Source organism: [Flexibacter] sp. ATCC 35103, assembly GCF_001975985.1.
GTDB lineage: Bacteria > Bacteroidota > Bacteroidia > Flavobacteriales > Flavobacteriaceae > Flavobacterium.
Window position 1 is genome coordinate 255,221 of record NZ_MTQF01000001.1, and the last position, 21,115, is coordinate 276,335.

General features: G+C 34.7%; 15 protein-coding genes and 1 riboswitch. Of the genes, 12 read left to right on the plus strand and 3 right to left on the minus strand.

What is annotated here, in order from left to right; all coding sequences use genetic code 11:
• Positions 1–7: 7 nt before the first annotated feature.
• On the minus strand, positions 8–1,624 hold the full coding sequence (locus BXU01_RS01000) for a PL29 family lyase N-terminal domain-containing protein (RefSeq protein ID WP_083691301.1): 1,617 nt from the start codon (positions 1,622–1,624) through the stop codon (positions 8–10).
• Between the two features lie 303 nt (positions 1,625–1,927).
• A riboswitch (cobalamin riboswitch) is annotated at positions 1,928–2,159 on the minus strand.
• A gap of 116 nt (positions 2,160–2,275) precedes the next feature.
• Between BXU01_RS01000 and ribB the strand changes: the two genes are divergently transcribed.
• The 8 genes from ribB to BXU01_RS01040 all read left to right on the plus strand — a co-directional run bounded on the left by ribB (position 2,276) and on the right by BXU01_RS01040 (position 10,407).
• Positions 2,276–2,938, plus strand: a complete 663-nt coding sequence (gene ribB, locus BXU01_RS01005) for a 3,4-dihydroxy-2-butanone-4-phosphate synthase (protein ID WP_083691302.1) — start codon at positions 2,276–2,278, stop codon at positions 2,936–2,938.
• 3 nt (positions 2,939–2,941) lie between these two features.
• Positions 2,942–3,514 (plus strand): Crp/Fnr family transcriptional regulator, encoded by a 573-nt coding sequence (locus tag BXU01_RS01010; RefSeq protein ID WP_206196596.1) that lies wholly within the window; start codon positions 2,942–2,944, stop codon positions 3,512–3,514.
• A 345-nt stretch (positions 3,515–3,859) separates the two neighbouring features.
• On the plus strand, positions 3,860–4,177 hold the full coding sequence (locus BXU01_RS01015) for a hypothetical protein (RefSeq protein ID WP_255373678.1): 318 nt from the start codon (positions 3,860–3,862) through the stop codon (positions 4,175–4,177).
• Positions 4,178–4,655: 478 nt separating this feature from the next.
• Positions 4,656–5,129, plus strand: coding sequence for a DUF4625 domain-containing protein (locus tag BXU01_RS01020; RefSeq protein WP_083691304.1), 474 nt, complete (start codon positions 4,656–4,658; stop codon positions 5,127–5,129).
• 8 nt (positions 5,130–5,137) lie between these two features.
• Positions 5,138–7,327: a TonB-dependent receptor gene (locus BXU01_RS01025; RefSeq protein ID WP_083691305.1), complete on the plus strand. Its 2,190-nt coding sequence runs from the start codon at positions 5,138–5,140 to the stop codon at positions 7,325–7,327.
• 37 nt (positions 7,328–7,364) lie between these two features.
• Positions 7,365–8,267 carry a DUF4625 domain-containing protein gene (locus BXU01_RS01030; protein WP_083691855.1) on the plus strand — a complete coding sequence of 301 codons (903 nt, stop codon included), beginning with the start codon at positions 7,365–7,367 and terminating at the stop codon, positions 8,265–8,267.
• 54 nt (positions 8,268–8,321) lie between these two features.
• Positions 8,322–9,125 (plus strand): 5'-nucleotidase, lipoprotein e(P4) family, encoded by an 804-nt coding sequence (locus BXU01_RS01035; RefSeq protein WP_083691306.1) that lies wholly within the window; start codon positions 8,322–8,324, stop codon positions 9,123–9,125.
• Positions 9,126–9,192: 67 nt separating this feature from the next.
• Positions 9,193–10,407, plus strand: a complete 1,215-nt coding sequence (locus BXU01_RS01040) for a hypothetical protein (RefSeq protein WP_083691307.1) — start codon at positions 9,193–9,195, stop codon at positions 10,405–10,407.
• A gap of 360 nt (positions 10,408–10,767) precedes the next feature.
• Here BXU01_RS01040 and BXU01_RS01045 read toward each other — a convergent pair whose 3' ends face one another.
• Together BXU01_RS01045 and BXU01_RS01050 are read right to left on the minus strand one after the other, a co-directional pair.
• Positions 10,768–12,465: a ribonucleoside-diphosphate reductase subunit alpha gene (locus BXU01_RS01045; RefSeq protein ID WP_055092866.1), complete on the minus strand. Its 1,698-nt coding sequence runs from the start codon at positions 12,463–12,465 to the stop codon at positions 10,768–10,770.
• Between the two features lie 16 nt (positions 12,466–12,481).
• Positions 12,482–13,456, minus strand: coding sequence for a ribonucleotide-diphosphate reductase subunit beta (locus BXU01_RS01050; protein ID WP_055092868.1), 975 nt, complete (start codon positions 13,454–13,456; stop codon positions 12,482–12,484).
• Positions 13,457–14,056: 600 nt separating this feature from the next.
• Here BXU01_RS01050 and BXU01_RS01055 point away from each other — a divergent pair.
• The 4 genes from BXU01_RS01055 (at position 14,057) to BXU01_RS01070 (ending at position 21,093) form a co-directional block, all read left to right on the plus strand.
• Positions 14,057–14,611 (plus strand): GNAT family N-acetyltransferase, encoded by a 555-nt coding sequence (locus BXU01_RS01055; RefSeq protein WP_083691308.1) that lies wholly within the window; start codon positions 14,057–14,059, stop codon positions 14,609–14,611.
• 591 nt (positions 14,612–15,202) lie between these two features.
• Positions 15,203–16,414, plus strand: a complete 1,212-nt coding sequence (gene hmpA / locus BXU01_RS01060) for an NO-inducible flavohemoprotein (RefSeq protein ID WP_083691309.1) — start codon at positions 15,203–15,205, stop codon at positions 16,412–16,414.
• 410 nt (positions 16,415–16,824) lie between these two features.
• Positions 16,825–18,387, plus strand: coding sequence for a histidine kinase (locus tag BXU01_RS01065; RefSeq protein ID WP_083691310.1), 1,563 nt, complete (start codon positions 16,825–16,827; stop codon positions 18,385–18,387).
• Positions 18,388–18,492: 105 nt separating this feature from the next.
• The gene (locus BXU01_RS01070) at positions 18,493–21,093 is read left to right on the plus strand and encodes a zinc-dependent metalloprotease (RefSeq protein WP_083691311.1); all 2,601 of its coding nucleotides are present in this window, start codon (positions 18,493–18,495) and stop codon (positions 21,091–21,093) included.
• Positions 21,094–21,115 lie beyond the last annotated feature (22 nt).

Genomic DNA, 21,115 nt, shown 5'->3' on the forward strand with positions numbered 1-21,115 from the left:
ACTTAAATTACGGTAAATTCAAATCTTTAAATCCGGAAACTTCGGTAGAAACTTCTCCTAACCAGCCTCCATCAGCGTTGTTAGAGTTGTATACTTTTATAAAATTAATACCTTTAAGTTTCACTGATTCTCCTTTTGCATTTACAGCCCAGCTAAGATCAATTTGTCCTCTTACATCAGCATTTGCCCAGTTGTCTGTGTATCCCCAATCATAAGCAGGATTTGCCCAATTGCTTCCTGTTCCAGATTTATCATAGATATTCGATTTAAGAAAAGTTCCTTTAAAAGTGATGGTATTTGCCCCTTTCCACATTGGGTAATACGTTTGTTTATGATACGTATTTTTAGCAATATAACCGCTTTGTCCCTGATTATCTGTCCAGCGAATGTAGTTACGCTCATTTGCATTTGCCGGTTCTGCATCTGGTTTATAATACGTTATTTCGTAGTTTTTGATCGTTGTTGCTTTTCCATGTTCTGATCCCGCAATTTCGAACCATTCATCATCCGCTTTTCCGTTACCGTTTGCATCGTATGAAACCATTACAATTCCAGGTTCTGACCAATCTGCAAAAGCGTTTCCTAAAACCACAAAATCATTACCTTCTTTGTTGATAATCGTATGGTCAAAACCAAATTGCACATAACCGCCAAATCCTCCAAGACTTACCATGCTTCCTGATGTTAAAGCTGTTTCGGCTTTTACGCGCATTGTTTCGTCAGTATCTGCAGCTGTTGCAGCCGGTAATGAATTTGTAAATTGTCCCGGTGCCGGAAGAAAGTCAAATACCTGCGTGATTCTGTTCAGGTACGTTTTATCTGTTACCACAACAGTAAACGTTTTTGTGTTTTCTCCTACTCCGTTTTTTGCTTTAAACTCAACATTATAAGTTCCCGGCGTTGCAAACACAGAAAATAAATCTGTCGTTGTACCCGCTTCTTCTTTGTTAATGAACCATTTGTAAGTCGCTCCCGCAGCATTTGTTAATTGAGGCTGAACTCTGAACCACTGCATTTTATCGATCGTAAAACCACCTGTTGGTATTGCAATTGCAATTTCTGGCGCACTGGCAACAATACTAATCGTACGGCCATCAGCAAAAGTAAAAGTCATAATACCATTTGCTATTGCTACAGCGGTAATTTCTGCAGCATCTTTTCCTTTTTGGCCAGAAGCCGATATTCCGCTGTCTACATCGTTTATAATCCAGTTTCCGTTGCTTCCAATAGCGATTTTTGGAGTATCACCTTTTGCTCCGTCGGCTCCGTTTGCGCCATTTTGACCGTTACTTCCGTTTTCGCCGTTTGCTCCTTTATCACCTTTTGCAGGATTTCCGGTATCAACGCCATCGATCCACCAATTGCCATTTTCTCCAATTTTTATAAATGACGAAGTATTGCGAACAGAAAGTTTCGTCCCGTCGCTCATTGTAATAACGTAGCTGCCATCTTTTGTTTCATAACCTGTTACATATAGGCGTTTATTAAGTACATCAAGCAAGTTTTCGTATTGTGCCATTCGGTTTTTCAAGTCGTTGACATCATTTTTCAGGTCATTAATATCATCTTTATAACAGGCTGACAAAAGCAGGACAACCGACAATACAAGTAAAATTTTCTTCATTTTAGAATTTTTAAGGGTTAATTAGTTTTGATTATTTTTCTGTTTAAAAGGCATAATGCAACTACTCAGATTACAATCATTTGTAATCTGATGCATAAATGCCGATATTAAAAAATCTGACTCTTTAATAACTCCATAAAAGGCTTTTCTATAAAACAAGGTATCATACACGAATGCAGCAGAAAATAATGCTTACATATGCGCACAACAAAATACCCTATTTATTAAATAGCGATTTAAGGAAAATTAAAATCAAATGTTAATTTGATAACTGTATTGTTTCAAAACTCTGGTCCACGAAAGTTTGAAATTATTTGCATTGGCAGGTCTCCTGACTTATTCCCATTTTGATCGGCCTTCCCACATTTTAAAATGCAGTGGCAAAAGATTAGATTGTAATACTTTAAAGTATTTAAATCTGCCAAAATGTTGCATGGAACTTACAGTAACGGGCTTGCTCAGGATTTGCACCTGATTCCCTCTTCGTTGACTACATTCGAAAAAATGCAGCCAAACCATTGCGGGGCAAATGTAAAACAACAAAGACTTTAAAAAAAATCAAAAACTTGTTTTATTGACCTATATCAAACTTTTGCGTTTGAAACAACTTTAGATTTGTCGCTTATTAATTTCAAAAGCATTTAGAATAAAATGATCAGCACACTAACATATCCACTAGAAAAATTTGGTTTAACCAGCTTAGAACGTGTAGAAAACGCACTAAGACATTTACAAAACGGAAAAGGAATTTTATTAACCGATGATGAAAACCGCGAAAACGAAGGCGACTTGATTTTTTCTGCGCAACATATAAGTGTTTCCAATATGGCAATGATGATACGCGAATGCAGCGGAATTGTTTGCCTTTGCCTGACGAACGAAAAAGCAGATGAGCTCGAATTGCCGTATATGGTCAAAGAAAATACAAGCAGTTTCCAAACGCCATTTACCATTACAATCGAAGCAAAAAATGGCGTTACAACCGGAGTTTCGGCAGCAGATCGAATTACGACTATCAAAACGGCATCAGCAGTAAATGCAAAAGCATCTGACTTGGCAAGACCGGGACATATTTTTCCGTTACGTGCCAAAAATAATGGTGTTCTGGAACGCAACGGACATACAGAAGGCAGCGTTGATTTAATGAAATTAGCCGGTTTAAAACCCGAAGCTGTTTTATGTGAGTTAATGAATGAAGACGGCAGTATGGCTAAACTTGACAAAATCATTAGCTTTGCAGAACAACAGGATTTGGTAGTATTGTCTATAGAAGATATTATTTATTACCGCAAATTTGTGAGAGATTATAAATAGCAAATGATATACGAGCAACTTGGTGATTATATAAAAAATCGTATTGAGGTTTCTGATGAAAACCTCAATACGATTTTATCTTATTTTAAGCCTTTAAAACACGATAAAAACGAATTATTGGTTTCGGCTGGACAAACCAGTCAGAATACTTATTTTGTGGGTAAAGGCTGTTTAAGGATTTATTATATTAATGAAGAAGGAAAAGATGTAACCCGATATATTGCTTTCGAAAACCAGATTGCTACAGCATTGGTGAGTTTTATTACTAAAGAACCTTCGGCAGAATACATTCAGGTGATCGAAAAATCGGAACTTTTGTATATTAGTCACGAAGATTTTAATCACTTACTGCAAACCATTCCGGAATGGATGCAGTTTTATTGTCGCTATTTAGAAAGGGCTTATGTCAATAATACCAACAGACTCATGTCGTTTACCACAATGGATGCCTTAGAACGATATCAGTTATTACTCAAAATAAATCCAACTATTGTAAAGCGTTTGCCTAATAAAATTGTGGCTTCGTATATTAATGTCTCACAGGAAACGTTGAGCAGATTAAAATCTAAAGTTTGAGTTTAAATCAAACTTAATTCAAGCGAATCAAAAGTTGGAATGTGCCTTTAGGCACTCAATATTGGTAGAAAAGAGAATAAGAGCAAATACAGCGTGCCGTAGGTACGCAATAGTTAGTTTGATTGCGTACCTACGGCACGCAAAATTTATTTGAAGATAATTTTTACCAATATTATGTGCCTAATGCACGAATTTCAAACTTTCAACTCTCGATAATTAAATTCAGAATATTTTTAATGAAACAATGTTGCATTTATAAATAAGAATTTTATATTTGCAACAACATTGCATTATCAATGTCAATTCATCAGAATGAAAAAGAAATTTAAATTCCTTAATATCTTTATGCCGCTAATAGTAGTATTTGCTATACTATTTCCGGTGCTGCATTCATATGAACACATACAAAGTCATAATGTTTCGCACAAAAGTATAAAACAGGTTCACCATTCTGATAAAAGCGAATTTAAAATACTGGATCATTCAAACGAAGAATGTGCCATTTGTCATTTTAAATTTAGCGCCGTTGGAACTTTTTCTTTCGAAACTTTTCAATTCTATAAAAACAGTACACTAATTCATTCTGTACATTTTTACTCAAAATCACTTTCTGAGTTTTTCAAAGGTTCCTTATTTTCCCTTAGAGCACCTCCAATTTTCTAAAACCATAAAAGTAAATCAATTCAATTTTGGCTTGATGTGTATTTATATGTTTTAGATTGAATAATGTCGAAAAAGCAATTCGTTTTTTCCAGATTCTTTACTATTTATTTTTCTCGCAATTATAGTCTGAAAAACAGCTTTTTCTTTTTGTGATCCTGAAAGTTTTTCCCTTTTCGGAATAAAACTATTGTGCTCAAAATCAGATCAAAAAGCTTTAGTATTATACATTATCTTCTATCGCTATTAATTTCAATATCAACAAATTGAACCTTGCCGAATGCCGTTTCTAATCGGTTAGTATTTTACTTTTTACATTTTACAACTTTCAGTATTTACTTTCTAAAAATCGATAAAAGAAAATCTCTTTTACGTCCTGTTGCTATGGCGTAAAGTCAACATTCTTTTTCTTTTTCCTGTGAAGAAGATTCCTGTTCCGTAACTCAATTTTTATACATACGAACCTTTAAAATCAAACAAAATGAAAAGAACCAACTTTCTCGTCGCTGTTTTTATATGCGTCATTGTGCTTGCATCTTGCAGCAGTGACAATAACGACATCGACACGGAATATCCGGTAATAGATATCTCGGCAGCAAACGTATTTCCTATACAATGCAGTGAAATTACACGAGGACAAAAAATAACGTTCAGGGCAAAATTCACAGATAATACTGCTTTAGGATCCTACAGTCTGGACATTCACCACAATTTTGACCATCATACACACAGCACCGAAGTGAATAATTGTACATCAGATCCTGTCAAAAAACCTGTGAATCCGTTGTTGTACATTAATTCGGTTATGATTGCAAGCGGACAAAAAAGTTACGAAGCGGTTCAGGAAATTACTATTCCTGCAGATATTGATCCGGGTGATTATCATTTTATGATTCGCTTAACAGATAAAGAAGGCTGGCAAACGATTAAAGGTTTAAGTATTAAAATTTTATAGTTGATTTGATGAACAAAAACAAATCGAATCGATTACGGATTTTTTGTCTGTTACTATCTTGTTTTGCTATAATTACAAAAGTTTCGGCACAATCTGATGCAAAAGAATTGCAGGAAGTAGTGATTAAAGAGGACTATGAAAAACGTCGTAAAAAAGAAGAATCTCTTAATATAGAAACCGTCAACAGTAGTTTTATCCAGCGGAATCTTGGCGGAAGCCTGATGCAATCGCTGCAAAGACTTCCGGGAGTTAAAACTATTTCTATAGGTTCTGGAGGTTCAAAGCCTTTAATTAGAGGATTGAGTTTTAATCAGGTTATTGTTGTAGAAAATGGTATCAAACACGAAGGTCAGCAATGGGGCGCAGATCATGGTCTTGAAATCGATCAATATGCTGTAAATCGTGTAGAAATTATCAAAGGCCCGGCTTCGTTTATGTACGGATCTGATGCAATTGGCGGCGCAATCAATATAAAACCAGTGCCTTTTCCTGCTCAAAATATTTTAGGCGGAAGCCTTGATTTTACAGGCAAAAGCAATAACGAGCAATATGGAGGATCATTTAATTTATTTGGTCGAAATAAAAAATGGTTTTTCGATTCCAGAATTACCGCTATGGAATACGGCGATTATCGTGTTCCCACAAATATTGTACAGGTTTACAATTACGCCGTTCCGTTATACAAAAATCATTTGCGCAATACCGCAGGAAAAGAACTGGATTTGCATGGAAGTTTGGGTTATATTACAGATCGGTTTAAATCGGTTTTTTATGTAAGTTCTGTTTACACCAAAAGTGGCTTTTTTGCCAATGCGCATGGACTTGAACCCAGAAATGTAGATACAGGACTTCATGATAAATCAAGTCGTGATATTCTGATGCCTTTTCAGGAAGTTACGCATACTAAAATTAGCAATACAACGTCATTTTCTTTAGGAAATCATACACTGGAAACACAATTGGGTTTTCAGAAAAACTTCCGTCGTGAATGGAGCCATTATGTCAATCATGGTTATATGCCGCCTGTTTATCCTGACGATATGTATGCACCACAAGATTTAGAAAGACAGTACGATAAAGAAGTTTTTTCAGTAGCGGTTAAAGATGTGTTTTCAATAGGTCAGCATCAATTTACTGCAGGTTTAAATACTGAGCAACAGCAAAATGCAATTAATGGCTGGAGTTTTTTGATTCCTGCTTTTAAACAATCGAACGCCGGATTATTTGTGTATGATAAATTTCAGCTCAATGATTTATGGTTACTTCATGGCGCAATTCGGCTGGATCATGGTCGAATCGAAATGAAACAATATACAGATTGGTTTCAAAGCGAAATCACAGAAAACGGACAAACGACACAACAATACTTAAAACGATCTGAAGAACTTACCAGAACATTCGATAGTTTCAACTGGTCAGCGGGCGTAAATTATACTCCGGGACAATGGTCGCTTAAAGCCAATATGGGGACGAGTTTTAGAATGCCAATTGCCAAAGAACTGGCTTCAAACGGGGTGAATTACCATTATTTCAGGTTCGAAAAAGGAGATCCAAATTTAGCAGCAGAACGTTCGTATCAATTAGATCTGGGTATCGATTGGCAGCAAAATAAATGGTTTGTGCAACTGAGTCCGTTTTTTAATTATTTCCCCAATTATATTTACCTCAATCCCACTTCGCAACATGATATTTATTACGGCGCAGGCAATCAGGTATTTGAATACGAGCAAAGTAAAGTCATGCGTTATGGCGGCGAACTGCAAACGCGTTATCAGTTTCTGAAGAATTTAAGCGGTGAGATTCTGGCTGAATATCTGTATTCGGAACAATTATCAGGAAGCAAAAAGGGTTATACACTCCCCTTTTCTCCGCCTGCTTCGGTTTTATTTGGTTTAACCTATAATCCGGAAATAAAACATCTAAAAAATACTTATTTCTCGCTTGATTATCGGTATACGGCTGAGCAAAATCAAATCGTTCCGCCAGAAAAGAAAACCGCCAGCAGTAATGTGTTCAACATTGCTTTGGGTACAAAAGTAAAAGCCGGACAACAGGATTTTATCATAAGTATGCAGGTTCAGAATTTGTTTAATACAAAATACCTCAATCATACCAGTTTTTACAGATTGATCGAACTCCCTGAAGCAAGCCGAAACATTATCGTATCTGTAAAAATTCCCTTTTTAATACATCAATAAATTTAATATGAATTCAATTAACAAACCCAAATCCCTTATGAAAAGAACAAAATTATTTCTGCTGTTTTTTGTTGTCGCCGCTGCATTTACGGCTTGTGATAACGATGACAACAACGAAGTTTTGAAACCAACCGCTACCAATGTAGAAATTGGAACCGCCAATAACAAACGAGCCTTAATTGGTCGTGATTTTCATTTTAATGCCGATGTAATTGCCGGAGATAAAATCGCCGATGTACAACTCAAAATATTACCTAAAAAAGGGGAAACTTATACCAAAGACTGGAAATTTGAATTGTCATGGATTGAATATAAAGGCGCAAAAAACACCAATGTGCACAAACATTTTAATATTCCTGCCGATGCTCCGGAAGGTAAATATGATTTCTCTTTTATTGTTTTGGATGAAAACGGATCCCAGCTCGAAATCAAGGAAGAAATTACCATTACAGATCCCGCAAATATGCCTGCTGATCCGTTAATTGGTCGTGATATGCTTTCGCGAAATGATGACTTGATTTATTATATGGAAACCTGGACAGAACCGGAATTAATCTTTAAAAAGAATGATAAGATTACGGCTCACGCGCAAGTAAGCCAGATTGTGGGCGACGGAATCCTGTATTCTGTATTAATAAAAAAGAGCCTTAATTATCATCCGGAAAGCATTGATAACCTTGATTTAAAGAAAGTTATCGTGATCACAAAAGTAGAACACAAAGGACTTGCACCAGCGTCTAAAATTGCTACGTTACAAAAGATCAATGAGGTTTGGGGAGGTGAAAGTATCGTTGTTGGAGCAGACAAAGACGCAGACGGAAACCCAACAACTGCAGACAAATCGTGGCAATCCGGACAATACAATTGGGTGATTCTCTATAAAAACACGACGTATAATATGAGTGTTTACAAATCAATGCCTATTACTATTAATTATTAATCAGTACGCTTTCTCCTGCCGGGAATTCAAAAATCTGATAAAAAGAGTTTGATTATGAAAACAAAAAAAATGATTCCGTTTTATTTTAAAGCGATAATTCTTTTGTTATTGCTGAGTTCAAAACAAAGCTTTGGACAGCAGCAAACACAAGAAACGAATATAAAAATATTGCCTGTTTTATGGCAACAAACATCAGCAGAATATCGGGCATTATGTTATCAGGCATTTAATTTAGCTTCGCTTCGTCTTAAAGAAATTCCCAACCAACAAATTAAAAAACGAAACTTAGCCATTATCACTGATCTGGATGAAACTATACTGGATAATAGTGGTTTTGAAGCGCATTTGATTAAAGAAAAAATACAAATCAGCGACCGTGAATGGAATCTCTGGACAGATCAATCAAGAGCATTAGCGGTACCCGGAGCTGTATCTTTTTTGCAGGAAGCCAACAAAATGGGGATTACTATTTTCTATGTTTCAAATAGAGATACAAGTGCAGTAGAGAGTACTATAATTAATTTACAAAAACTCAAATTACCAAATGCAGATGCCCAACATTGCCTCTTTAAAAAAGAATCATCTTCTAAAGAAGAACGACGATTGGCAGTTGAAAAAAACTATAATCTTATCATGCTTCTTGGTGATAATTTAAATGATTTTACCGCTGCTTTTGAAAAAAAGAATATTCCGCAACGCCTTACTGAAACGGATAAGGAACAAAATCAATGGGGCAAAAAATTTATTGTGCTTCCAAATCCTGTTTATGGTGAATGGGAAAATGCACTTTATAATTATGTCCAAAATAAAACAGAACACGAAAGAGAACAAGATCTTCTGAATCTTCTTGTAGAATAATTCGGCATTTAAAGTATTGTTTTCGAAACAATATCCATATTTTTTTAACCATTAATCCCAATTTACAATGAAAAACAATTATTTCAAACTGATTTTCCTATTTGCTTTAGCAACTTTTACAGTATCGTGTAGTAATGACGACGATAATACTGCTGAAACGCCCGAAGAAGCTCTCGCCGAATATAAATATTTAAGAGTATTGCTTTCTGATGAAAAAACAACTGAGCTTACGCTTGTAAATCCGGTTGATGCAACAACAGCTTCTTTTAATGCAAAATTTGCCAAATCTGCTCTTTACACTACAGAATCAGGTCGATATGCGGGAATTATACACCGGGCAGACAATACGGTTGAAACTTTTGACAGCGGATTCGAAGGTCACGGTGATCACGTTGACGTAGACGGAATTCCGAAATTTGGTGCTTTAACAGGACAATCGCTTTTGCCGACTCATTTTAAAAGTAAAATAGGAGAATTATTGACTTTTAATGACGGAGACGGAACTTTATCCGTAGCAAAAGAATCTGAAATTAATACCGCCGGAGCAAAATTTAAAACTATAAATGCCGGTTTATTAGCGCATCACGGTGCTATGGCAACTTTTTCTAACGGAACTTATGCCATTACCCAAAAAGACAATTCTGTTGCAGGAACATTGCCTGAAAAAGTAAAAATTATCGATAATTCCGGTAAAACACTTTTCGAATCTACTGTTGTAACAAAAGGAATCCACGGAAATGCTTCTGACGGAACATACGCTGTTTTTGGTTCTGCAAGCGGTGTTCTTGTTGTAGAAAGTTCCGGAAAACAAAAACTAATTGCACTTCCTGAAGATTTTGGAACTGCTTGGTTTGGAAGTATTTTAGAAACAAAAGCCAAAGGAAAATTTATAGGATTCACTGCCGCAAAAGGAGCTTATTTAATTGATGTTGTAAATGCAACCATAAAACCAATTTTGCAAAGCACTACAATTACACAATGCAAAGTAAGTTACAACGCCAGTAAATTAGGAATTTTATTGCTTTCAGGTGATTTTAAAGTTTTCAATTTAACCAGTTTACAAGTAGAAAAAGAAGCGAAAGTAATTCCTGAAACAGCAAGCGATGCTACTTCGAAACCGCAAATTCAGCTAACAGAGAATTTTGCTTATATCACTTCGCCAACTACAGGAGAATTATTACAGTTAAACTTATCTACAATGACAATTGCAAAGAAAATCAAGGTTTCGAACACGCCACATATGATTACTATTCTGGGTTTTGAGAATAGTAAAAGTCATTAAAATTTAGGGAGGTTGTTTATGAAGAGGCTGCCCCTAAAAAGGCAGTCTTTTTTTAGTTCGAATTGTAAGTATAATGTTTGTCATCTCGACCGAAGGCAGAGATCGCACACTAAGCTCGACAAAGATTGGCGATTTTCTTTACGGCATTTCTTGTGTGATCTCTCCCTCTGGTCGACATGACAAGATTGTGTTAAGCTACTTTCGGAGATCTCTCCTTCGTCAACATGACAAGATTGCGCATAACAACTTTAACAAAGATGCCAGTACATTAAAAAAAACCAGCGAAAACCCGTTTAATCCGTATAATCCGCGGGCAAAAAATACTGCATAAAAAAGCCGGATAAAATCCGGCTTTCCTTTTTATGATTCGCAACTACTGCAAGTAACCAAACTCGTAACTAGTTCTTTAGATACACTCTGGCTTCGTTGGTAATATAAACTTTTGATTCCTAATTGCCATGCTTCTATAAGCAAACGGTTTACTTCTTTAATTGGTAAATCCGACGGAATATTCAGGTTGATACTTTGTCCCTGATCGACATATTTCTGACGAATAGATGCTTGCTGTACAATCTCTAACTGACTGATTTCTTTAAAGGTTTTAAAAACATCTTTCTCATTTTGGCTCAATTGGCTCATGTGTTGAACACTTCCTCCGTTAAGCATAATTTCTCTCCAAACCTCTTCATTATCAAGACCTTTTTCTTCTAATAATGTTTTTAGGTATTTGTTTTTACGCATAAAGTTACCTTTGCTCAAACCCGCTTTATAGTAATTACTGCTAAAAGGTTCAATTCCAGGTGAAGTTTGTCCCAAAATAGCCGATGATGACGTTGTTGGAGCAATTGCCATTGTGGTTGTATTACGTCTTCCGTATCCTTTTAGCAATTCTGGTTCACCATAAATTCGGGCAAGATCCTGCGTTGCTTTATCCGCTTTGTCACTAATATGTTTGAATATTTCTGTCGTTTTCATTTTGGCTTCAAGCCCTTCAAACGGAATCATATTTTTTTGCAAATACGAATGCCATCCTAAAACTCCAAGTCCAAGTGCACGGTGTCTTTTTGCAAAACGATTTGCAGCAGACAAGTAATAATTACCTTCTGTTTTTTCTATGAATTCCTGTAATACAGCGTCCAGGAAAAAAATTGCCAGTTTTACAGCTTCAGTATCTTTCCATTCTTCATAAAGTTCCAGGTTCATTGATGATAAACAGCAAATAAACGATTCATCGATACTTGATGGCAACATGATTTCGCTGCAAAGATTACTCGCGTTAATACGCAGGTTTTTATCTTTATAAACTTGTGGTTTGTTCTTGTTTACGTTGTCACTAAAAAAGATATAAGGTAATCCTTTTTGCTGACGGCTTTCGAGAACTTTTGCCCAAATTTGTCTTTTATCACTATCTCCGTCAATCATTTCCTGCATCCAGTAATCCGGTACACAAATTCCGGTAAACAGGTTCTGAATTGGGTTTCCTATGCTTTTTATCTTCAAAAACTCCTCGATATCCGGATGATCGACGTCTAAATAAGCTGCAAAAGCTCCACGACGAACTCCACCTTGAGAAATGGTATCCATTGTAGTATCAAAAAGTTTCATGAAACTTACTGCTCCACTACTCTTTCCATTATCGGTTACGGCGCTTCCTCTTTCTCTTAATTCTCCAAAATATCCTGACGTTCCGCCACCAATTTTGGTTTGCATGATTACCTCACCCAATTTATGTGTGATTCCTTCGATTTCATCCGGAACGTGAACATTAAAACACGAAATTGGCAATCCGCGTTCTGTTCCCATATTCGCCCAAACCGGTGAACTGATACTCATCCAGCCACGTTCGATCATTTCTACAAAAGAATCTTTCAATTCAGGTTTATACAATCTTTTTGCTGCGGCAGTACAAATTCTGTCAATTGCGCCTTCTACAGTTTCCCCTTTTAAAAGGTATCCACGATTTAAAATTTGCTCACTTTCAGAGTTTTTCCACCACATTTTATTATCTGCTTCGCTCAAAGGAGCGCTATTTCCTGAAATTGTATCTATTGTATTCATAATTGTAATTTGCTGTTTAGAAAAGGTCGTTTGCGGTAATACTTTTGTCGTGTTTGGTATATTCTACAGGTCTTTTCGCAAAGAAATCATCCAGACTATTGGCAAAAACTTCTTCTTCAAACCATGCCATGGCTTTATAGTCATCGGCAGGAACATTAAATACGGTTTCAATGCCTATTTGAGTTAAACTTTCGTCTAATCTAAATTTCATAAAATTCACCAAATCTGCTTTTTTGATACTTTCGATTTCACCTTCTTCAAATATCCAGTCTAATATATCTGCTTCTACGGCAATAGAATGCTTAACGGTTTCTCTGATAAGAGCCAACGTTTCTTCATCAAAAAAATCAGGGAATTCTTCTCGTATTTTATTGATGATATAAATTCCGCCATTCGCATGAATTTGTTCGTCTATTGAGGTCCATGCAATAATGTTGCTTACATTTTTCATGTATCCTTTAAATCTTGTAAAAGACAATAAGATCGCAAACTGACTAAAAAGAGATACATTTTCGATCAGGATACTGAATAATATCAAGGAAACCACATACTTTTTATTGTCCTGTGATTTTGTATCCTTAAGCACATCAGACAAATAATCAACACGCTTGCGGATTACCGGAATGTCCATTAATTTTTCGAATTCATCATTATATCCTAAAACCTCCAAAAGGCGTGAATAAGCCTCAGAATGCCTGAACTCACATTCGGCAAAAGTGCTTCCTAAACCGTTGAATTCCGGTTTTGGAAAATGCTCGTAAATATTACCCCAAAAACTTTTTACAGCTACTTCTATTTGTGCAATTGCCAATAAACTATTTTTGATAGCCGTTTTTTCAGCAGCATTCAGATGCGAATGAAAATCCTGAGTATCAGCCGTAAAGTCAACCTCAGTATGCACCCAATAAGCTTTATTTATGGCTTCTGTAAATTGTAATACCTCTGGATATTCAAAAGGTTTATAATTGATTCTTTTATCGAAAATAGACATATGTATAGTATTAAATGGTGACTTATTCTGAATAAAAATGATTCGATAATTGGGGGATTTTAGCGACATTTCTATAAGTGCAAAATTAACCCACAGTTCTTCTTTTGACCAAGATTTGATGTTAAAAAACCATGCAATTATCAACAGGTTACAGACTGTTAAAATCAATCTGAAATCCGTTTTTATCAACAGCACTATAATATTCTGTAATCATCGACGCATCAGCTATTTGTACTAAATCTAAATAGAGTTATCAACATAAAAAAGCACTCAAATGTCCGTTTGCAAAAAAACAGTTATCAACAGGTAAGTTTAAAAAAGTACTCTTTTTACTATAAAATCTTCCAAATTAAAAAAATAATTATAGTCTGATTACTCATTTTCAAAATTTAGCTGTAAGACACAAAACTGATTTATTTTTTACTTTCATAATTAAATAACAGACTGATTTAAAGACATTTAACTCGTAAATAAAATCACTTTCAATTGCTCTCATTTTGATTAAAATCTAAAAAAAGCTACTATTTTCAGCATTATCTCAATGAAAATCGCTCATAATTAAAAGTTACCGTAATTTTGCACAACTTAAAAAGAGAAATCATGATTATCAGAAAAGCAACAATTGAAGATTCAGAATCAATAGCCGCACTTTTATTGTTAGCGATGGAAGAAATTATCTATAAATTTATTGGCGAAAGAGATCCTAAAACGGCTTATTATTTTGTGCTTCATTTTGTTGAAACCGAAAAAAACCAATACTCGTATCAAAACTGTTTTGTGGCAGAAGATAATGACGAAATTGTAGGCGCAGTTTCTATTTATGAGGGAGGAAAATTACAGGAATTGCGACAACCAATTGTAAATTATGTACAACTAAATTTTAATCCTGATTTTGATCCTGAAAACGAAACCCAAAGTGGTGAATTTTATATTGATTCATTGGGCGTTAGCCAAAATCATCAGGGAAAAGGAATTGGTTCTAAACTATTGCAATTTTTGATTGAAGAATTCGTGACCCAAAATAACCTGACTTTGGGTTTATTGGTCGAAGAGGAAAATCCAAATGCTAAAAAATTATATCTAAAATTAGGTTTTAAAGTTGTTGGAGTGAAAACGCTGGTTGGGAAAAAACTTGAACACCTTCAGATTTCTTAAAGTTTTTTTTGTTTCAGGTTTCAAGTTTCAGGTTTGAAATGAGAATTACTTTATGGTTTTTACCGCAAAGAGCGAAGATTTACGCAAAGTTCGCAAAGTTTAAATACAAAGCTTTGCGAGCTTTGTGTTTTCTAAGCATACAGTAAAATAAAAATCTTTGTATTCTTTGCGGTAAAATTATTAAGTCTACAAAGTTCGCAAAGCTTTGTGTTGAACCAGCTTTGCGAACTTTGTGTTTTCTAAGCGTACAACAAAATAAAAATCTTTGTGTTCTTTGCGGTAAAATTATTAAGTCTACAAAGTTCGCAAAGCTTTGTGTTGAACCAGCTTTGCGAACTTTGTGTTTTCTAAGCGTACAGCAAAATAAAAATCTTTGTATTCTTTGCGGTAAAATGACATAGAAATTCTATTCTCATTTCAAACCTGAAACTTTAAACCTGAAACTTTAAAATCTGAAACAAAAAAACTATTCTTCTTTTAATTGGGCTCTTATGATTTGAATCATAAAACAGAGCTTTAGACGAGGTTTAAATTTGTGAAAAATAAATTCTGAAAGAGTTTATAGACACTTAAAAATTTAAATCCAAATAAATGAATCCACATCAAAAAGAGCTTATTAAAGCCACTATTCCTATTTTAAGATCAAACGGCGAAGATCTTACCACTTATTTTTATGCCCGAATGTTTAAGAATCATCCTGAATTGAAAAACATATTCAATATGGGAAATCAGGCAAACGGAAGACAGAAATCTGCTTTGGCGAATGCTGTTTTGGCTTACGCCGAAAATATCGACAATCCAGGTGTTTTGATTCCTGTTTTAAAAGGAATTGGTACCAAACACAGAAGTTTAAATATACAACCGGAACAATATAAAATAGTAGGTACACAATTGCTCGCGTCTATTGCAGAAGTCATTGGAGAAACTGCAACACCTGAAATTCTAGAAGCGTGGACGGTTGCTTATTATGAGCTTGCACAAATTATGATTGATATCGAAAAAGAAATGTATCAGGAAAATGCCGCGAAACCCGGAAGCTGGAATGGCTGGAGAAACTTTATAATCAAAAAAATAGTTACGGAATCAAACGAGATCAAATCGTTTTACCTGTATCCGGAAGACGGAAAAGAAATCACCAATTTTTATCCGGGGCAATTTATAAGTCTTCAGATTTTTGTTAAAGAATTAGGTCTATTACAACCAAGACAATATAGTTTATCAAGTGCTTTTAATCCGGAATATTACAGAATCTCGGTTAAAAAAGAAACCGGAATGGCTTCAAACCCATCCGGATTGGTTTCGAATACACTTCATGCAAAATCTGAAGGTGATGTTGTTGCAATTTCTGCTCCGGCAGGATTGTTTCACTTAGAAAAAGATGCTGAAAATCCGTTGGTATTAATTAGTGGCGGTGTTGGTTTTACGCCAATGTTGAGTATGTTAGAAACAAATCTAAATACGATCAGAAATAAAAAAACAATTTGGGTTCACGGCTGCAGAAATGAATCTGTTCATGCTTTTAAAGATCAGATTGCTGCCTTAAAAAACGAAGTAAAATGGCTTGAAACATTTACTTTTTATGATACAATAGAAAATTCAGGTAATTCGTCAAACCAAATTATAGAAGGCCGCGTTGATCTTTCCAAATGCAAAGATTCGATTTTATTAGAAGATGCCAAATTTTATATCTGTGGACCGGAAGTGTTTATAAAAACGCAATATGATGCTCTTATCGATCTAAAAGTAAATCAGAAAAATATATTTTATGAAGAATTTGGTCCACAGCTTATTCAATTGAACTGATTTTTTGTTTGAAGTTTCAGGTTTCATGTTTCAAGTTGAAATGTGAGTAGAAGCACTTTGTAATTTTACCGCAAAGTCCGCAAAGATTTTTCGCAAAGCTTAATTTAATACAAAGCTTTGCGAACTTTGTGTTTTTATAAAATACTTGCTTAATAAAATCTTTGCGGACTTTGCGGTAAAATGTAGGTAATCTTTTAAGTTCATTTCAAACCTGAAACCTGAAACTTGAAACAAATTTTAAACCCTTTTCCTCCTTAACAAGATTTTTACTAAACGAACCTGCGAAATTTGCGCTATATTTTCATAACTAAAAGGGTATCAGACAAAAAGTTTTATATTTGCACACAAAAAAAACGAATACCATATTGCAATAAGGATTTAAATTTTTCCTTATTTTTTAAAAATTACCCTTGAAATTTACTTTTAAAAATACCTTTTCCGGCAGGAACTTTTTCATTTTAGGAATCATTTTCGTTTTTCTTACGCTGCTTTCAATTTATATATTGAGTGGATTAATGACTCAGGTTACCGAAAAATCGAATGCAGAAACCTCACAACGCAGTTTTGTAAAAAAACAAGAAGTAATTGCTCAGGAATTATCGCGCTTTTTGGAGACGAAAAATGAACTAAAACGAATTGTAGATATTAGCAACACTAAAAACCTATCTGATAATTTAAAAGTTCTAAGTAATATTCATGCCAATGATAGTCTGGTAAAAAATAACTGGTTTCAGATCAACAATCAAAAGATAGCATTTACCGTTTCTAAAAGTAATAGCCATCTGGAAAGTTCTATAAAAGATTTTGTGGCTAAAAACAGAGATCTTAATCAATCTAATAGGATTGTCGAAGATCCTGAAAACTTTTTTTGGCGCATTTATTATAAATATACCGCCGCAAATGGTACTGTAGTACGATACGGTTATGATATCGATTTGAAATCACTTCAGACTTATTTCTCAACGATTGATCAAAAAGCGCCTAACTATGCTTTTGTCTTTGATAAAAAAGGAACTATCATTTATCATCCTGAAGTAAAATTACTTAAAAAGAACATTTTTAAACTCACAAATATAGCGCCTCAGGATACTACTTTTACTAAAAGAGAAGGTTTTAGTAAGAGAATTGCAACATCAGAATATTTGCTTTTAGATATTGTAAGATATACCAAACGGTTGAACGTAAAGGGAACACACTGGTATATAGCAGTAAATTTTCCCAGGGAAATTTCGAATGAGGATGTAAATGCGGTAAAACAATACGCTTATCTCATTTATATTATTACAACAGCAATTTTGATTGTGTTCTTTTATTTGTTTACCATTTTTACCCGAAGAACTTTTCAGGAAAAAGAAATCTTGTCGCAGGAAAAAAACAAGCTTCTGCTAGAAAATGAAATGATTAATAAAGAGAAAGCGCTAATCCAACTGCAACAATTAAAGGAGCAGATAAATCCGCATTTTCTTTTTAATTCGCTCAATTCGCTTTATATGCTTATTGAGAATAATACCGGAGTTGCCAGAAAATTTACATTGAACCTTTCTAAAATTTACAGATATCTTATTAATCCACCGCTAAACAATATTGTTACGGTTCAGGAAGAACTGCTTTTTATCGAGAAATACATTTTTCTGCAGCAAACCCGATTTACAGAAGAATTTGTTTTTACTATTAGTATAGAAAACGAGAGCATTCTGGCGAAAAAAGTGCCTTATCTCGCTTTTCAGATTGCGGTAGAAAATGCCATAAAACACAATATTGCTTCGGAAGAAAGTCCTTTAAAAATCACAATCGACATTAAAGAAAACGTTGTAATTATTACCAATAATTTAAACGAAAAGCAAAACTTCGAGAAAGAATCCAAGTTTGGTCACAAATACTTAGAAAGTATCTATAAATACTACTCTAAAAACAACTTTAAAGCTTATAAAAAAGACGGTGATTTTACTTGCATTTTACCATTAATTGGATAAAAAAAAACATTCACTCCCGAAAAAAAGCCACTCACTCCATTTTGCTTTTTTTAACGTAATCCCTGCAATATTTTTAGCGAAAAATTAACCTAAACTTAACTTTCTATGAGAGAAAAGGCAATGTTGAGAAGTCTAAAAAATATCGCTTTATTGATATTGGTACTGAATACGAGTACTGTGATTTCTCAAAAAAAGAACAAAAAGAATAAAGAAGACAAAACAGAACAAGTAAAGGATTCCATAAAAAATTCGAAAGGACAAAAATACGACGATCTTATAAAAAAAGGAACTTTCAAAAAAGGGTTGTTCAATACGATTCAGGTAAAAACAGATCTGTATCTGGAAATTAATGATTCGCTTTTTCAGAGAGAATTTCTGGTTGTCAATAAAATTTCAAATGTTCCTTTGCCGGTTAATGATGCGGGATTAAATAAAGGAATGAATTATGAAAATAAAATCATCACATTTCATAAAGATCTTGTTGCTAAAAAAGTTTGGGTAAAATCATCTGTACCAAAGGTTTCATCTCCAATTGGCGATGCTATTACAGCCTCTGTAAACAGTAACTTTTCTGAATCTATTATTGAAGTCTTTGATATCGAAACCAAAAATAATGATTCGACATCTGTAGTAATCAAAGCCAATAAGGTTTTTGACGGAAAACAAAAAAGTTTCAATGATGTTTTGAGCAACATTGGTTTTGGAGGATCTGTAAAATCGGAACTTTCGTATATAGAAGGTGTGAAAACTTTTCCTAAAAATATTGTTGTTAAATCTCAGCTTACCACATCTGTTAGTGAAGGCGGACCTTCGTTATCGGTTACGCTTGGGGTAACTTCAAATATTATTTTACTGGATAAAGTACCAATGCAGGCTCGTTTTGCGGACAAACGTGTTGGATATTTCTCTGAAAAACACTGGTATTTTAGCGACAGTCAGCATGCAATGCTTGAAAAAGAATTAATTACCCGTTGGAGATTAGAGCCTAAAAAAGAAGATATCGAAAAATATAAAAATGGTGAATTAGTAGAACCTAAAAAACCTATTGTTTATTATATCGATCCATCGACACCCAAACAATGGCGCTCATATATTATAGAAGGTGTTCGCGATTGGCAGGCCGCTTTTGAAAAAGCAGGATTTAAAAATGCTGTAATTGCAAAAGAACCTACTGAAGAAGATACAGATTTTGATATTGACGATGTTCGTTACTCGGTTATTACTTATGTGGCTTCACAAAAATCAAATGCTATGGGACCTGCGGTTGTAGACCCAAGAAGTGGTGAAATCATTGAATCAGATATTATCTGGTGGCACAATGTAATGACTTCATTACAAAGCTGGATGCGTATTCAGACCGGAGCAATTGACCCAAAAGCTAGAGGAAACAAATTTAGTGATGAACATATGGGAGAAGCAATTCGTTTTGTTTCGTCGCATGAAGTGGGACATACTTTTGGTTTAAAACACAACATGGGCGCTTCATTTGCTTATCCGGTAGAATCACTTCGATCTGCGGCTTTTACGGCAAAAATGGGCGGAACAGCTCCGTCAATAATGGATTATGCGCGTTACAATTATATTGCCCAGCCGGAAGATAATGTAGAAGCAATTACGCCAAAAATTGGTGAATATGATAAATATGCTATCGAATGGGGTTACAAATGGTACGCTGACCAAACCGAAGAGCATAATGCATTAAACGCATTGATTGCAAAACACCAAAATGATCCCATTTATTTTTATGGAGAACAACAAGATGGTGACAGTACGATAGATCCGCGTTCACAATCTGAAGATTTGGGAGATGATGCCATGAAAGCCAGCGAATATGGACTTAAAAATTTAAAAAGAGTTGTTGCGAAAATCCTGGAATGGACGTATGATAAAGACGAATCTTATTACCAAACCGGTAAACTTTATATTGGCGCAATTGGGCAATGGAATCTTTACAATTACCATGTTTTAAGCAATGTTGGTGGTATTTACCTCAACAATACGGTTCACGGTGATAACAAACAAAGTTATGTGGCGGTTCCGGCTGCAATCCAGAAAAGAGCGGTTTCGTACTTATTAAACAATAGTATCAAACTTCCGGAATGGTTGTTTTTTAATCCAATTCTGGATAAGACAAATCCGTTGAAAGATTCTCCTCTTGGACCTTACGAGTACACACCTTATACACTTGCGAGAGAATTACAATATGGGGTTTTATATAGTTTATTAAGCGATGACCGTTTGCTGAGAATTACTGAAAACGAGTTATTTCAGCGTAACGAAGCTAAAGAAAATGTATATACAGTAACACAGCTTTTCAAAACGATTCACCAAAGCATTTTTGCTGCTACAATCCAGAACAAATCACTTACGATTATGGAACGTATGACTCAGAAAAATTATGTGGATATATTGATTGTTTCTACCAATAAACTTTTTGAAAAAACAGATATTAAGAAAACTATTCAGCTAGAAGAAACCTTGAGCATGCCACATTTATGCGATTATCTCGAAGAATCTAAAATGGCGCGTAACATTAATCAGTCGTCTTTAAAAAGAGTTTCTGAAGTTACTTCTGACAAAAAAGGAGAATTGAATCAGATTTTGCAATTATTGAAAACGAAGAGAAACGTGGGTAATCAGGAAACGAAAAACCATTATTTCGATTTGATCCAGCGTATTGAAAAAGCCTTAAACAACACATTATAATTAACACAAATCCAAAAACAAC

What these genes read in the sequence shown, in the direction of transcription:
- BXU01_RS01030 (WP_083691855.1), top strand. Translation starts at nt 7,365, where the DNA reads ATGAAAAGAACAAAATTATTTCTGCTGTTTTTTGTTGTCGCCGCTGCA.
- hmpA (WP_083691309.1), top strand. Translation starts at nt 15,203, where the DNA reads ATGAATCCACATCAAAAAGAGCTTATTAAAGCCACTATTCCTATTTTA.
- BXU01_RS01015 (WP_255373678.1), top strand. Translation starts at nt 3,860, where the DNA reads ATGCCGCTAATAGTAGTATTTGCTATACTATTTCCGGTGCTGCATTCA.
- BXU01_RS01050 (WP_055092868.1), bottom strand. Translation starts at nt 13,456, where the DNA reads ATGTCTATTTTCGATAAAAGAATCAATTATAAACCTTTTGAATATCCA.
- BXU01_RS01040 (WP_083691307.1), top strand. Translation starts at nt 9,193, where the DNA reads ATGAAAAACAATTATTTCAAACTGATTTTCCTATTTGCTTTAGCAACT.
- BXU01_RS01010 (WP_206196596.1), top strand. Translation starts at nt 2,942, where the DNA reads ATGATATACGAGCAACTTGGTGATTATATAAAAAATCGTATTGAGGTT.
- ribB (WP_083691302.1), top strand. Translation starts at nt 2,276, where the DNA reads ATGATCAGCACACTAACATATCCACTAGAAAAATTTGGTTTAACCAGC.
- BXU01_RS01070 (WP_083691311.1), top strand. Translation starts at nt 18,493, where the DNA reads ATGAGAGAAAAGGCAATGTTGAGAAGTCTAAAAAATATCGCTTTATTG.
- BXU01_RS01055 (WP_083691308.1), top strand. Translation starts at nt 14,057, where the DNA reads ATGATTATCAGAAAAGCAACAATTGAAGATTCAGAATCAATAGCCGCA.
- BXU01_RS01035 (WP_083691306.1), top strand. Translation starts at nt 8,322, where the DNA reads ATGAAAACAAAAAAAATGATTCCGTTTTATTTTAAAGCGATAATTCTT.
- BXU01_RS01045 (WP_055092866.1), bottom strand. Translation starts at nt 12,465, where the DNA reads ATGAATACAATAGATACAATTTCAGGAAATAGCGCTCCTTTGAGCGAA.
- BXU01_RS01000 (WP_083691301.1), bottom strand. Translation starts at nt 1,624, where the DNA reads ATGAAGAAAATTTTACTTGTATTGTCGGTTGTCCTGCTTTTGTCAGCC.
- BXU01_RS01025 (WP_083691305.1), top strand. Translation starts at nt 5,138, where the DNA reads ATGAACAAAAACAAATCGAATCGATTACGGATTTTTTGTCTGTTACTA.
- BXU01_RS01020 (WP_083691304.1), top strand. Translation starts at nt 4,656, where the DNA reads ATGAAAAGAACCAACTTTCTCGTCGCTGTTTTTATATGCGTCATTGTG.